At 36.1% G+C, this 15,228-nt stretch carries 15 protein-coding genes; 5 read left to right on the top strand and 10 right to left on the bottom strand.

The features are described 5' to 3' along the window. Positions 1–30 precede the first annotated feature (30 nt). The 6 genes from JEP36_RS14100 to syd all read right to left on the bottom strand — a co-directional run bounded on the left by JEP36_RS14100 (position 31) and on the right by syd (position 6,098). Positions 31–474, bottom strand: a complete 444-nt coding sequence (locus tag JEP36_RS14100) for a flavodoxin (protein ID WP_198626186.1) — start codon at positions 472–474, stop codon at positions 31–33. Positions 475–563: 89 nt separating this feature from the next. Next, the gene (locus tag JEP36_RS14095; RefSeq protein ID WP_198630370.1) at positions 564–2,078 is read right to left on the bottom strand and encodes a hypothetical protein; all 1,515 of its coding nucleotides are present in this window, start codon (positions 2,076–2,078) and stop codon (positions 564–566) included. A gap of 158 nt (positions 2,079–2,236) precedes the next feature. Beyond that, entirely contained in the window at positions 2,237–3,682 is a 1,446-nt protein-coding gene (gene ptsG, locus JEP36_RS14090; protein ID WP_198620940.1) for a PTS glucose transporter subunit IIBC, read from the bottom strand. A 302-nt stretch (positions 3,683–3,984) separates the two neighbouring features. Further along, positions 3,985–4,749, bottom strand: a complete 765-nt coding sequence (gene truC / locus JEP36_RS14085) for a tRNA pseudouridine(65) synthase TruC (RefSeq protein ID WP_198626189.1) — start codon at positions 4,747–4,749, stop codon at positions 3,985–3,987. An 8-nt stretch (positions 4,750–4,757) separates the two neighbouring features. Then, positions 4,758–5,081, bottom strand: a complete 324-nt coding sequence (locus JEP36_RS14080; protein ID WP_109373107.1) for a YqcC family protein — start codon at positions 5,079–5,081, stop codon at positions 4,758–4,760. A gap of 465 nt (positions 5,082–5,546) precedes the next feature. Next, on the bottom strand, positions 5,547–6,098 hold the full coding sequence (gene syd / locus JEP36_RS14075; protein ID WP_196532763.1) for a SecY-interacting protein: 552 nt from the start codon (positions 6,096–6,098) through the stop codon (positions 5,547–5,549). Between the two features lie 156 nt (positions 6,099–6,254). On the opposite strand from syd, the gene queF reads away from it, so the two are divergent. The 3 genes from queF (at position 6,255) to xni (ending at position 9,314) form a co-directional block, all read left to right on the top strand. After that, positions 6,255–7,100 (top strand): NADPH-dependent 7-cyano-7-deazaguanine reductase QueF, encoded by an 846-nt coding sequence (gene queF / locus JEP36_RS14070; RefSeq protein WP_198630369.1) that lies wholly within the window; start codon positions 6,255–6,257, stop codon positions 7,098–7,100. A 90-nt stretch (positions 7,101–7,190) separates the two neighbouring features. Next, complete coding sequence (gene ppnN, locus JEP36_RS14065) at positions 7,191–8,558, top strand: nucleotide 5'-monophosphate nucleosidase PpnN (protein WP_109373104.1); 1,368 nt, start codon at positions 7,191–7,193, stop codon at positions 8,556–8,558. 6 nt (positions 8,559–8,564) lie between these two features. After that, entirely contained in the window at positions 8,565–9,314 is a 750-nt protein-coding gene (gene xni, locus JEP36_RS14060; protein WP_198626191.1) for a flap endonuclease Xni, read from the top strand. A 132-nt stretch (positions 9,315–9,446) separates the two neighbouring features. Here xni and rlmM read toward each other — a convergent pair whose 3' ends face one another. Genes rlmM through JEP36_RS14045 form a run of 3 tightly spaced genes read right to left on the bottom strand, consistent with a single transcriptional unit; the run spans position 9,447 to position 11,896 of the window. Then, on the bottom strand, positions 9,447–10,544 hold the full coding sequence (rlmM, locus tag JEP36_RS14055; protein WP_109373102.1) for a 23S rRNA (cytidine(2498)-2'-O)-methyltransferase RlmM: 1,098 nt from the start codon (positions 10,542–10,544) through the stop codon (positions 9,447–9,449). Continuing rightward, positions 10,537–10,932 carry a DUF423 domain-containing protein gene (locus JEP36_RS14050; RefSeq protein WP_036913817.1) on the bottom strand — a complete coding sequence of 132 codons (396 nt, stop codon included), beginning with the start codon at positions 10,930–10,932 and terminating at the stop codon, positions 10,537–10,539. Before JEP36_RS14050 ends, rlmM begins: the two co-directional genes overlap by 8 nt. A 43-nt stretch (positions 10,933–10,975) precedes the next feature. Then, the gene (locus tag JEP36_RS14045; RefSeq protein WP_023582728.1) at positions 10,976–11,896 is read right to left on the bottom strand and encodes a transcriptional regulator GcvA; all 921 of its coding nucleotides are present in this window, start codon (positions 11,894–11,896) and stop codon (positions 10,976–10,978) included. A gap of 663 nt (positions 11,897–12,559) precedes the next feature. Between JEP36_RS14045 and csdA the strand changes: the two genes are divergently transcribed. Next, positions 12,560–13,771 (top strand): cysteine desulfurase CsdA, encoded by a 1,212-nt coding sequence (gene csdA / locus JEP36_RS14040; protein ID WP_198630368.1) that lies wholly within the window; start codon positions 12,560–12,562, stop codon positions 13,769–13,771. A 5-nt stretch (positions 13,772–13,776) separates the two neighbouring features. Further along, positions 13,777–14,217 (top strand): cysteine desulfurase sulfur acceptor subunit CsdE, encoded by a 441-nt coding sequence (gene csdE, locus JEP36_RS14035; protein WP_198630367.1) that lies wholly within the window; start codon positions 13,777–13,779, stop codon positions 14,215–14,217. Between the two features lie 77 nt (positions 14,218–14,294). Here csdE and tcdA read toward each other — a convergent pair whose 3' ends face one another. Continuing rightward, the gene (gene tcdA / locus JEP36_RS14030) at positions 14,295–15,143 is read right to left on the bottom strand and encodes a tRNA cyclic N6-threonylcarbamoyladenosine(37) synthase TcdA (RefSeq protein WP_198630374.1); all 849 of its coding nucleotides are present in this window, start codon (positions 15,141–15,143) and stop codon (positions 14,295–14,297) included. Between the last annotated feature and the right edge of the window lie 85 nt (positions 15,144–15,228).

The following is a 15,228-nucleotide window of genomic DNA, read 5'->3' as shown; positions in this document are numbered from 1 at the left end:
TAACCAATTAAATATCAGATTATTTTCTACTTAATTTAATAGGCCAACCCAGTTTTCAAGCCAACCTATAGCAAATACTTCTGGCTCCGCGACATCCATACCGTCTATTTTTAATATTTCACCGATACGCTTTGATTGGTGCTCTTGCAGTAATTCATCAAATTGCATCCCTGCACCACAAAAATAGTCATAACTACTATCGCCTAAAGCAATCAAGCCATAATTTAGATTTGGCTGATATCCTACATTATCACGTAGTTCATGAAATAGAGGAGCAATGGTATCAGGTAAATCACCTTGCCCAGTACTTGACGTTATCACAAGTACTGTTGAATATTTTTCCCAATCTGCAAGTGTGCCTTCTTCGTAAACATTAGCTTGATGATTATGCTCAAGTAAAATACGCTGTGCCTCTTCAGCAACTGCTAATGCATTACCGTAAACAGTCCCTACAAAAATACCTACTTTAGCCATAATATTTAGCCCACTTAATACTGTTTGATAACTAATAAACTAAGCATCAAACATATAATATTGTCAATTTATTCTCAATGAGAATAAATTCAGTCATCCTTTTTAAAAAGAGACTGAATGAAATTATTACACTTACTCTTTTCTCCATATAAATAACCTAATAAACTTTCAGGGTAATTTATTTTAGATAACCTTGATGTAACCATTAAACTAATATCATTGATAGTAAAATATTCATTTTTTTCTTTATAACTATTAAGATAAGATGATATCTTATTAATTTCACTCTTATAATTAATTAATAGACTCAAAGATTCATTATGTTTTTTAGGAAAAAAGAACTTATACACTTTAGACAAAAAACCCGTCTCCTTTCTTTTTATAAAACCATCTAATAATGATAAGCATTCATTTGTTTTTGTTGTGATTTCATTAATCGAACAGCAAGAGCTATTTTTGATTGCTATATTAGAAACTTTATTTTTTATTTTATTTTCATAATTATTATAAGCATTAGAGAAAGATGCCAGAGATTTTAATTCAATCGCTAAGGAATCCGTATTGGATTCAATTTTTTTTATCATTTCTGATAATTTATCAATATCATTTTTTTCTAAAGATTTTTCTCTAAACTTTTTAACGAAATCTTGATGAAATACATTAAGTAATTTACAGGTTTTATTACATTCATTATAAACATCCGAATGTTTTTTTATAGATTGTTCTTCGTCTTTTTCATTAATAACTTTATTAATATCCTCAAGCGTTTCATCACCATCCTTAATAAAGCCAAAGGTATTATTAGCATTATTAAGACTTGCAAATTTATAATATTTATTTATTACATCATATAATTTATTGATATTTTCATTAAGAAAATTAAATGATATTTCAAATTTAGTAAGCGCAGATTCAATTTTTTCTTTATTTAATGAATTATTATCTTTATTAAAACAAATTTTAATATTATTATCATCTTTACTTTCTATTTTAACTTGATTATTAGCAGCTTCTACATTACCTAACTTAACAAATATATATTCTTTCTTACCGATTATAAAAGGTAGGTTACACCCGGGATTTAACTCTATTATTTTATTTTTTATCTCTTTAATTAACTGACTAATAGATTTTCTCTCAAATCTACACAAAAAACCCTTCTCAAAAAATAAATTAATAGCTGGGTTATTATCTTTATTAAGAATTTTATCTTTCAGAGAAGAAGAGCCTGTTTCACTAATTATAGTCTCAATAAATTTTTGTACAGTATCTAATGAGTTAAGGTTTATAACTGTAAGACAATTAATATTTTCTCTATCTAAAAAAACACCACCGCATTTATTATTAGCTTTATTAATTTTATCTAAATGATGAATATTACCCTCTATATATTTATTAATTACATCAGTTAATTCATTTTTTATTTCAGTGAAAAAATTCTTATCAACATAAACGTTACTAATTTTATGTTTTAAAATAAAAAAATTATCATTAGGTAATGAGTTTAAACAATTAGCTATTTTTTCAGATAGTAAAAATACCACATTCTCTCTTTTATCATTTGCAGGTAAAAATTTTGCTAACTTATCGAAATATATTTTCATTATTATTACTCATATTCAATTATAATATTACAACCATAATATTATTGAATAGCAGATAATAATTTCAAAAAAGAGTTTAATTCATATGCGCTATGATATAAAAAAACACGCCCAATAATAAATTTAAGCGTGTTATTTTAATTAAAGACTATTATTTATCACTTACCAGAATCCAAAGACCGAATATATTCATCCATTTCAGTTTTTAGATTATCTGACTTAGGACCAAAAATCGCTTGAATACCCGAGCCAACAACCACAACACCTGCAGCACCTAGTCTTTTCAACTCATCACGATCGACTTTTTCAATCTCTTTAACGCCAATACGTAAACGAGTAATACAAGCATCTAAACTACTGATATTGTCTTTGCCACCAAACGCAGCGACTAAAGATTGTCCCATAGCACTTTTATCCGCTTGTTTCGCATTTTTATCTTCTACTTCTCGGCCTGGAGTTTTCAGGTTTAATTTCACGATTAAGAAACGGAAAATAGAGTAATAAGTTATTGCATAGAGTATGCCAATAATTGGGAATAGATACAGTTTACTGCTATTACCACTCAATACGATAAAATCAATTAGGCCATGAGAGAAACTGGTTCCATCACGCATACCTAACAAGATACAAATAACGAATGCTAAGCCCGCTAAAATAGCGTGAATAACGTAAAGAATAGGTGCGACGAACATAAATGAGAATTCGATAGGTTCTGTGATCCCTGTTAAGAAGGCAGTTAATGCCGCAGAAATCATGATACCACCGACTTTTACACGGTTCTCTGGACGTGCTGAATGCCATATCGCAATCGCGGCAGCAGGTAAACCAAACATCTTAAATAAAAAGCCACCTGACAACATACCCGCAGTTGGATCACCTGCCATATAGCGAGGAATATCACCGTGGAATACTTGCCCTGCACTATTTACGTATTCACCCACTTGCATTTGGAACGGCACGTTCCAGATATGGTGTAAACCAAATGGTACTAATGCACGCTCTACAACACCATAAATACCAAAAGCGACAGCAGGGTTTTGATACGCAGCCCATTCAGAAAAACGTTGAATTGCTGTACCAATAGGAGGCCAAATAAAGGCTAAGATAATCCCAACAAAAATAGCGATTAAACCTGAAATAATAGGAACAAAACGCTTACCAGCAAAGAAGCCTAAATACTCAGGTAATTTGATGCGATAAAAACGATTAAACATAGAAGCGGCAATAATACCAGCGATGATCCCCCCTAATACTCCTGTATCAGTAAGGTGCTGAGCCTCAATTTCTGCTGGTGTTAAACCTAAAACCCAAGGAGCAACCACAATCATGGTTTTAGACATAATGCCATACGCCACAACAGAGGCCAGTGCTGATACCCCATCATTATTGGTAAAACCTAACGCAACACCAATGGCAAAAATAAGTGGCATATTAGAGAAAACCGAACCACCAGCCTCTGCCATAACTTGAGAAACAGAAGAAGGGATCCATGAAAGATCAGCGGAACCAACCCCTAATAAAATACCGGCAATAGGTAGTACAGATACCGGTAACATCAAGGACTTTCCGATTTTTTGTAAAACAACAAATAGGTTTTTAAACATCAAGCAGACTCCCGGAATGTGGGTTTTTATATGTTGTAAGTTTTTATTTGTTTAAAGTAGTGTGGGTTTTATTTCATAAACTTATCTAATGATAAGCCTTATTTATTTTACATCATAAAATAAATCGCTTAATGAATACATGATAGCTGTCACGTTTCAAACATGTGATCAGATCAATTAATAGAATTATATATTTTACAAATAGTTAAAATAGATTATAAATTTGCGCAAGCCATTAAGACTTAAGTAAAAAAGCCTTAATAGTCACGCAAAGAAAGTAATATTTGAAATTAAGAAAGGAATTAAAAATGATGAGCTAAATCTTCACCATACTGCTCTAATTCAGGTCTTAATCCACGCCAACCAAATTGATTAATAAGGTGTTGCCAAGGCAGATCCCATTTAGCTGTTAAGTTAAGTGGTTGCAATGTGATTGGATGAATTAAGTTTAGATGGCTTGCATGTAACATCAAGCGATGAGACTGAAAATGATTTACAACACCACGGTTTTGACGTAAATCACCATGAGCAGTATCACCAATAATTGGGTGTCGAATATGAGACATATGGCGACGTAATTGGTGCTTGCGTCCCGTTTCAGGACGTAGCTCTAATAAACTAAATCGAGATGTAGGATAGCGCCCAATCGCAACCTCTTTTTCAACAATTCCTAATGGCTGGCAGTGCGTCACGCAATCTTGAATTTGTGGAGGTTGAGTTGCAAATTTGTCTGCAATTTTGTCGAGCTCCTCGACTAAAGGGCTATCAATAACAGACGCCTCTTCAACGTATCCTCGAACAATAGCGTGATAAATTTTTTCTGTTTTATGTTGTTCAAAAGATTGAGATAGCGCTCTAGCAACATCAGAAGAAAGTGCCATTAATAGAACACCTGATGTAGGCCTATCTAAACGATGAACAGGGAAAACATGTTGCCCTATTTGATCTCTTAGGGTCTGCATCACAAACACTGTTTCATGTCTATCTAACCAACTGCGGTGAACAAGCCAACCCGCAGGTTTATTCACCGCAACAAGATGTTCATCTTGATAAATAATATCTAGCATTATCGACCTTATGATTTAAACATTGCGTCAAGTTCACGCAAATGATTGAGTAAATCAGTAACATCTCGACTCTTATCTTCTTTAAATGCTTCTTCGTAATAAGGTGCGATTGCGAATTTATTAGGTAATGGCATCTCGTTTTCAATCATCGATGACAATCGCGGAATTAATACCCACTGCAACCATTCATGAGCACTCATTGTATCAATACAGAAAGGCTCAACACTTTCAAATGCTTGTTCAGTAGGAGATTCTAATTGCCATAGCTCAATGTTCTTCATCTCTTCTTCAATCAAGAGCAATTTTGCTAAAATGCGTTGTTCTGGTGTCATCATTTATCCCTTATATAAAACTTACGAATAAGGATAACATTGGGATGGAATAGCAGAAAACAAATAAAAAAATAAAAGGAGCCGAAACTCCTTTTAGACAAGAAAAATAGTTGTCTGTACAACACATGCATCCAAGCAAGACCGTTTTTATCTATCCCTGTGATTAAGTCCGTATCCACATTAATGGAAATATCCTATTTCCTGTGTCCTTGATTACTCTACATTTTATCGGTCACCAAACAGTCCCTTATTTGGTGAACGTAGAATGCCAATAATTGATTAGTTAAACAACCCACAAAACAAAAGCAATTAAATAGCCATAACTATAAATAAAAACAATAAGTTAATAACTTATTGTTCTATTTAAATAAACCGATTATATTTTTATCAGTGACGTTTTTTGATAAAAAAACACACGCTTTTTTGTAAGACATATCTCACAAGAAAAAAGGTTTATAGACTACGTCACTCATTATATACAGCGACTAATTCTGATAGAAAGAGAGATAAATTCTCAGCTAAAACTTCTCTTTTCTGTTTGCCGAAAGTTTCAAGAATGACTTCCCCCGAAACATTACACACAGAAATTATTTCATTTTCTGAATCTGTGGTGCCGATAAACAATGTTGGTGTAAGTTTTAAACGCTTTTGAGTCACCAAATGACCAATAATGTTTTCTTGTAAGCGAATAAAATCCTCTTCACTCCACACTTGGATCAAGCTGAAATCTATCTCTCTAAAACGAACCTGCATATCTCCAGCATACTGAGTGGTAAAGTAATTGTGCAATTCAGGACGAATAATAATCCCCATTGCTTTTTCAACTTTTTCTAGTTTATCTGTTCCTACAAAAGGTTGCGGTAACCAGTAAACAACTTCATCGCCTGTTCTTGATATACAAATAGAAGGAACACCATAAAGATCTTCACTTGCAGGAGGTAAGCCTGATTTTTCTTGCCATAAATCAACATACTTTTGTGTAAAGGCTTTTAGTTCGGAGGAGATGTTTTCAGTCATGATTATCTGTTTTATCTATTTAAATAAGAATTTCCTTTATGTTACCTGATTATGTCACTAATTCAGAGCATCAAAAATAAAGCATTCATATACTATTGATGTTTCAATAGTATAATTAACCTTCTTTTATTTTCAGCTAAAGTTAGGATGTAAATTATGTCTTTATATCAAGGTGATAAATCTCTTGAAGCATTATCTCTGGGCAAAGAGACTCAATATCATGATCAATATGATGCCGGATTATTGCAAGGTGTACCACGTAGCCTAAATCGAGATTCACTCTCTTTAACTGCTGAAAATTTACCTTTTCATGGTGGTGATATTTGGACCATGTATGAGCTCTCATGGCTTAATAGCAAAGGCTTACCACAAGTTGCTATTGGTCATGTTGAATTAGATGCAACCACTGAAAATCTTATTGAATCTAAAAGTTTTAAATTATATCTCAATAGTTTTAATCAAACTCGTTTTGAAAGTTGGGATATCGTCGAAAAAACCTTACTTAAAGATTTAACGACTTGTGCTAAAGGCAAAGTTAATCTAACCATTTATCCACTTTCGCATTTTACATCACAACCTATTGTTGATTTTGCTGGAGAGTGTATTGATGAACAAGATATTGAAATTGATAATTATCAGTTTGATGCGCAATGGTTAAACGAATCGACAACCGATACACTAGTTGAAGAAACCCTTGTCAGCCATCTGTTAAAATCAAATTGCCTTATTACTAATCAACCAGATTGGGGCTCAGTTGCTATTCAATATAAGGGTAAAAAGATTGATCGTGAAAAACTACTACGCTATTTAGTTTCATTTAGACAACACAATGAATTTCATGAACAGTGTGTTGAGCGAATTTTCCACGATATCATGCAATTATGTGCGCCAGAAACATTAACTGTTTATGCAAGATATACACGACGCGGTGGATTAGACATCAATCCTTGGCGTAGTAATTGTGAGTTTGTTCCAGAAATTAGTCGATTAGCCAGACAATAACGGAATAATGCCTGTATGTTAATATGATCTGTGTTATACCAAGATCAGTTGCACTTCAGTTTGTTATTTCAGGAGAAAAAGGAGTCCTACGTGATAACTCATGTCAGCCCATTAGGTTCCATGGATCTGCTTTCACAGCTAGAAGTTGATATGCTAAAGAGAACCGCAAGCAGTGATCTTTATCAGCTGTTTCGCAATTGTTCTCTCGCTGTTCTCAACTCTGGTAGCCTTACTGATAGTAGTAAAGAACTGTTATCTAAATACCAAGATTTTGATATTAACGTACTGCGCCGTGAACGTGGCGTAAAACTAGAGTTAGTCAATCCTCCTGAAGACGCTTTTGTTGACGGAAAAATTATTCGCTCATTACAAGCTAACTTATTTGCAGTGCTTCGTGACATATTGTTTGTTCACGGACAAATCACAACAGCAAAACGTGATCTTCACCTGAACTTAGAAAATAGTACTCACATCACTAATACCATTTTCTCGATTTTGCGTAATGCACGAGCTCTTCATATTGATGAAGATCCTAATATGATCGTTTGCTGGGGTGGTCACTCAATCAATGAAACTGAATACCTTTACGGCAGAAAAGTAGGTAACGAATTAGGGCTACGTGAGCTTAATATCTGTACGGGTTGTGGTCCCGGAGCAATGGAAGCACCAATGAAAGGTGCTGCTGTGGGTCATGCTCAACAACGTTATAGAAATAGCCGTTTTATTGGTATGACAGAACCGTCAATCATTGCAGCAGAGCCACCAAATCCATTAGTTAATGAACTGATTATTATGCCAGATATTGAAAAACGTCTGGAATCTTTCGTACGAATTGGACATGGTATTATTATTTTCCCAGGCGGTGTAGGAACAGCAGAAGAATTGCTGTATCTGCTTGGTATTCTTATGTCTCCAGAAAACCAAGACCAAGTATTACCACTAATTTTAACTGGTCCTAAAGAAAGTGCAGACTACTTTAATGTATTAGATGACTTTATCGCCAATACATTAGGCGACGAAGCTCGTCGTCATTACCAAATCATTATTGATGATGCACCTGAAGTAGCTCGTATCATGAAAAAATATATGCCATTGGTAAAAGATAATCGTCGTAGCACAGGTGATGCTTATAGCTTTAACTGGTCAATGAAGATCAATGCTGATTTACAACATCCTTTTGAACCAACCCATGAAAACATGGCATCACTTAATCTAAGCACAAATCAATCACCAGAAAAATTAGCCGCTGACTTACGTCGTGCTTTCTCGGGTATTGTCGCGGGTAACGTAAAAGAAGTGGGTATGAAAGCGATTGAAGCTCATGGTCCTTATAAAATTCATGGTGATAGTGAAATTATGCGTCGCATGGATATTTTATTAGCAGGCTTTGTTGAGCAACACCGTATGAAACTTCCCGGTGGTACAGCTTACCAACCGTGTTACGAGATTATCAGCTAATTTATTATGATACATTTGCTGATTATTGATGCTTTAAACCTGATCCGCCGCATTCATGCGGCATCAGGTTCTTCCTGCCTTACAGTGTGCGAACAAAGTGTCAATCAACTACTTGGCCACACACAACCTACTCATGCCGTAGCAGTTTTTGACGAAGACGACAGAGACGGTAGCTGGCGACATAAACTGTTACCCGATTATAAAGCGGGTCGCACACCAATGCCTGATGACTTGCGACAACAATTACCTAAAATTAAAGCAATGTTACTTAATTTAGGAATACAGAGCTGGCACTCAGGTGGTGATGAAGCTGATGACGTTGCCGCAACATTGGCAACTAAAGTGGCAAGTGCAGGTTTTCGAGTCACGATTATTTCAACGGATAAAGGCTATTGCCAGTTGCTTTCGCCCTCTGTTCGTATACGCGATTATTTTCAACGACGCTGGTTAGATTTAGAATTTATTAGAGCTGAGTTTGGTGTCGAGCCATCTCAACTTACCGACTATTGGGGATTAACAGGCGTAAGTAGCAGTAAGGTTGCAGGCGTTCCTGGTATTGGGCCTAAAAGTGCTACCGAACTTTTACAAATTCACCCAGATCTAGAATCACTCTATCTGCATATTGATGATGTTCCGACTAAATGGAAAAACAAACTTATTACCCATAAAGAGTCTGCATTTATCAGTCGGAAAATCACGACATTACGTACTGATATTCAATTAAACGGTAATCTACAACAGTTACGGTTAAAATAGCTCAGTTCTTAGTTATTAAAACTCAACGAGCAAATATATCTTTGAATAACTCGCTTTCATTAAAAAAGGCTAAGTTTCTTTATAAACTTAGCCTTTTATTGCCATCAACAAATCGATGTGCTTTGAACAGTTTTAGAACTCACGATCTGGTCGATAAGCAGCCCAAATATTTTGAATATGAACCGTTATCTCTTCTCTATCATGATAAAGGTGCTTAGCTTGGATCTTAACGTTGATCCCTTTTTCCGCTAACTCTGACTTTATTTTTTCAAGGATATGAGAGACTTCCTCATAGCGCTTTTTCATTGGCAGTTTTAGATTAAAGATAGCTTCGCGACACCATTCATTAGCAATCCAAGTTGTCATTAATGCAGCAACTTTAGCTGGTTTTTCAACCATATCACAAACAAGCCATGTGATATTTTTAGTTGTAGGCTCAAATTTAAAACCATCAACTTGGTGATGACGAACTTGTCCTGTATCCATCAAAGATTGTGCCATTGGGCCATTATCAACAGCATGTACCATCATACTGCGTTTCACTAATTGATATGTCCAACCACCGGGGCATGCTCCTAAATCAACCGCTTTCATTCCACTTGCTAAACGCTCTTCCCACTCCTCATAAGGAATGAAAATATGAAATGCTTCTTCAAGTTTTAATGTCGAACGACTTGGTGCATCTGATGGGAATTTTAATCGAGGAATACCCATATAAAATGCGGAATTATTAAAACTATAAGAGTAGCCAACATAACAACATCCCGGTGCAATAAAAAACACATGGATAATAGGGCGGCTAAAATTCTCTACTTTCAGCAAAATTTTCTCATTACGTAAATGATTACGTAATGGCACCGTAAATTTACGGCAGAATTTTAATAATTCTTTGCTTTCGTTAGTATCTGCAACTTCAACTCGAAGTTCACCCGCTTTTTCGACAGCACCTTTTAACATTCCAACAATCGGTGTGATTCTATCTTCTGGCGGTAAATCTTTAAGTAATTCACCTGTTACAAACATCTGACGAGCAAAAATTAATTCACGGAAACTCACTTCACGCGCGATCTTGTCTGCTTCACCTTCTTGGTAGCATTCAAAGATCACATAACCGCTTCCCTCTTTAACACGAGGAAAGCCATAAACGCCGATTTGACCTGCTTTATCCGTAATCTCAGCCGCGCACTCTTTTTCAAAACCTTGGCGACAATATAATGCAACTTTATTCATGGCGAGACGCCGGTGCCCTTAGACGCAAAGCGCCAATAAAAATTAAAGCCCAACCAATAAGAAAACTAAATCCACCAATTGGCGTAAAATAAGATAACAACCTAACTTGTGTTAGCGCCATACAATAAAGGCTACCACTGAAAAGTAGAATACCAACACCAAAGAAAATACCTGCCCAATAAAACCATAAAATGGTTTTACGCATTAACATTGCCGCGATCCCGACAAGTAATAAGGTATGGACGATTTGGTAGCGCATCGCTAACTGAATGTATTCCCAATGTTGTGGCGATAAATGCGGTGCAAGTTTATGAGTTGCAAATGCACCAAAAGCAACATAAAAGAAGCCACTAATCGCGGAAAACATAAGCAATGTACGACTATTCACTGTTTATTCCTTCCTATCTAGAAGATATTTGCCAATCGCAATATTAAGATGATGTCAGTAAACCCAGCTTTTCTTGCTCATTCGCTGCTTGAGATAAAATCCATTGGCGAAAAGCCGCAATTTTACCTAATTCAGCCTGGCTATCTTGGCAAACTAAATAAAATGCATTTTTACTAACAAGGACATCTGGAAAAGGTCTTACTAATCGACCTGATTCTATTTCACTACGTGCCATTACATTATTAACTAATGCAACGCCTTGTCCATGTACAGCGGCCTGTATCACCATTGAACTATGGCTAAAAATAGGCCCTTGTTGCACATTTATCTGATTTTGTATCTCTAATTGACGTACATAAGCTTGCCAATCTCGACGAGATGTATCATGTAGCAATGTATGATAAATCAGATCGGATGGGGTTTTTAGTGGTTTTTCACCTGTAAGTAAAGATGGTGCACAAACAGGGATCAAATATTCCGCATAAAGGCGGTCTGTACGTAAACCAGTCCAATTTCCTCGACCATAAAAAATAGCTACATCAACATCATCAGCCAGCTTATCTTCTTCTCTATCAACAGCCTGAATTCGCACATCAATTCCCGGATAAGCTTGATTAAATCCAGATAGCCGTGGTACTAACCATTGAATAGCAAAACTTGGAGAAAGGCTAACAGTAAGTGCGCCTTTCGCGCTTCGAGCTAATAATTTGCGAGTTGCCTCGTTAATTGATGAAAAGATTTCCTTAATATCGAGGTAATAACTCTGCCCTTCTTCGGTTAATAAAAGAGAGCGGTTGCGTCTTCTAAATAATTTTAGCCCAAGGAATTCTTCTAATGTTTTAATTTGGTGGCTCACTGCTGCTTGTGTCACAAATAATTCTTCAGCGGCTTTAGTAAAACTTAAATGACGTGCCGCTGAATCAAAAACCCTAAGCGCATTTAATGGCGGTAAACGTTTAGACATATTCGGTTCTTAAACCCCTATTTTGGCTATTAGTAGATCCTAACTTTCATCATTAGTTTTTTTTATGCGAAGCATTATAAATTGTCCCTTGATGATTAGCCAGTAAATACCTATAGTAAGCGCACTTCCTAAGCCGGAACGAAAAGTTGTGTAGTAGTAATACTGCGAAACTTTTGGCTTTGTGGTTGTGATGTTGTGTTTGCAAGTTGTCTGGAAATTCCAGACTTAGTAGCTGATGCTACTGTTTTTTTTCACTTCCTGTACATTTACCCTGTCTGTCCATAGTGATTTTATAGTGCACCGCCAAGGCGGTGCTTTTTTTATTCCCTATTTTTCTCTACTTTTGAATGACTCGCACATACCGTTTTGATGTTTTCATCCATTTTTTATGATGAACTTATCATCTTTATTCTAAAAAAACTCACTACAAATTATCCCCAATAAATTAAAACAAGAAAAAATAGGATCTTAATCTGATCTCAGTGATTTTTTATTGAGTGAACTTTCATCATCTTAATCGTGTTATTATGGGCGCAATGACTTATAACAAACGGGTGCCTTTAGGTTTCCGTTATAAATAAATATAATTAACCGTATAATCTATACGCCCTATTTTTAACGACAAATCACGAAAATTTATTCGTCTACCAATACAGCCTAACTATGAACGTATTTTCACCTGATTTATTTCGACAACAATTTCCTGCTCTTAAAGAAAAAACTATTTATCTCGATAGTGCAGCAACTGCATTAAAGCCTCTCGCCATGATAGAAGCCTCAGATGCGTTTTATCGCCATAATTTTGCGACGGTTCACCGTAGCCAATATCAGCATGCTAAAGAGACAACGCAACAATATGAGGCAACACGTCAACAAGTTGCCGAATTAATCAATAGTGCTGATAGTGATACGATTATTTGGACAAAAGGCACCACAGAATCACTCAACTTTATTGCTCAAGGTTATTTTCGTCCACGCTTACAAGCAGGTGATGAAATAATTGTTAGTGAGCAAGAACACCATGCAAACCTTATTCCTTGGTTGATACTAGCGGAACAAACAGGCGCCCGAGTGATCCGTTGGGCTATTGAGGATCATTTTTTACCTTCAATTAATAGCTTAAATGCTTTAATCAATAAGCGGACACGAATTGTTGCTGTTAGCCAAATGTCGAATGTGACAGGTGCTCAAATCGCATTAGATAAAGTGTCTCAATGCGTTCATCAATATGATAATTGCTTACTGGTTGTCGATGGAGCGCAAGGTATTGCGCATCACCCAACAGATGTCACAGCATTTGATATCGATTTCTATGTTTTTTCTGCTCATAAACTTTATGGCCCTAATGGGTTAGGTATTTGTTATGGTAAACGAAAACATTTAGAAGACATGGCACCTTGGCATGGTGGTGGAAAGATGCTCACTAACGCAACATTTGATGGTTTTACTCCCGCGCCTATTCCTCAGCGTTTTGAAGCTGGAACGCCTAATGTTGTGGGTGTTATTGCATTTTCAGCCACATTAGCCTGGTTAGAAAAACAAGATATGCATCATGCTAACCAATATGCTCTTGAGCTTGCAGAAGAAGCAGAGAGGCGTCTGAGTGAGCTAAATGGGTTTATCAGTTACCGAGCCACCAATTCATCGATTGTTTCTTTCAATTTCGAAGGTGTTCATCATAGTGATTTAGCAACATTAATCACAGAGAAAGGTATTGCATTACGCACAGGGCAACACTGCGCACAACCTCTTATTGATTCATTAAATATTTCAGGCTGTTTACGCATTTCTTTTATGCCTTATAATCAACTTTCTGATATTGATGCCTTTATTGACGCTGTTATTTTTGCGTTAACACTCTTAAAAGACGAATAATCATCATGACCAACATTACAACACCGCATCCTTTTGGCAATGAAATCACCCTAGATATCTTGCTTAATGATTTTCAAAAATCAAAAGCATGGGAAGATAAATATCGCCAATTAATTCAACTTTCTCGTAAATTACCTGCATTACCTGATGAATTAAAAACAACAGAAAAAGAAATCAAAGGATGTGAGAACAGAGTGTGGCTAGGCGTTGAATTAAATAATGACGGCAAATACCATGTTTATGGTGATAGCGATGGTCGTATTGTAAAAGGCTTACTGGCTATTATTTTAGTCGCTGTTGAAAATAAAACGGCACAAGAAATAGCTGATATCGATATGTTAGCGATTTTTGAACAATTAGGATTGGCTAATCAAATTAGCCAATCTCGCACTGACGGAGTGAATGCAATTATCGCGCGATTGAAATCACTCACATCCCAGCATTAAGTTTTATACTCTAAATAATTCAAGATGTAGCTAGGCGAAAAGTGAATGAGTCGCTAGGAGCATACATCAGTATGTGACTAGTGTGAATGAACGCCGTCAACAACGCTACAACTTGAAGTATGACGAGCACGCTGCGCCTTTGCTAGCATCTTCTTCAAAGCATGAGACACCGCAATAAAACCAAACGATGCCGTTACCATCGTTACAGCACCAAAACCGGCTGAACAATCCATACGTTTCACACCATCCGCCGTACTTTTTGCCGCACAAACCGTACCATCGCCTTGTGGATAAACGAGTTGTTCTGTTGAGAAAACACAATCAATCCCTAATTTTCCCTTACTATTTTTTACGACATTAAAATCAGATTTCAAACGCTCTCTTAATTTAGCGGCTAACGGATCTTGAATTGTTTTTGCTAAATCCACCACTTGGATTTGTGTTGGATCGATTTGTCCACCAGCACCACCCGTTGTGATCACCGGAATTTTATAACGGCGACAATAAGCTAATAATGCAGCCTTTGGTCTTACACTATCAATTGCATCAATAACATAATCAAAGTCGTTATTCATCATTTCAGCGACATTATCAACCGTGACAAAATCATCAATACTAGTCACTTTGCATTCTGGATTAATTTCTAAAATACGCTGTTTCATCACATCGCATTTAGGCTGACCCACGCTTTCTTTTAACGCATGTATTTGACGATTAGTGTTAGTCACACACACATCATCCATATCAATTAAGGTGATGGCACCAATACCACTACGTGCTAATGCTTCAGCAGCCCAACTGCCAACTCCACCTATACCCACGACACAGATATGAGCCTGAGCAAAATAAGACAACGCGTTTTGCCCATAGAGTCGCCCTATTCCAGAAAAGCGTTGTAAATATGAATCTGATAATGAATTTTGCATAATGCGATAACAACCTAAATAACAGAAATAATCATGGCTCTTAATATCCATAGCCATGTCGTTTGCATAATTTTACCGTTAATAA

The sequence above is a fragment of the Proteus sp. PR00208 genome, assembly GCF_016238545.1.
Lineage (GTDB): Bacteria > Pseudomonadota > Gammaproteobacteria > Enterobacterales > Enterobacteriaceae > Proteus.
This window is presented reverse-complemented; position numbering and strand designations above follow the sequence as displayed.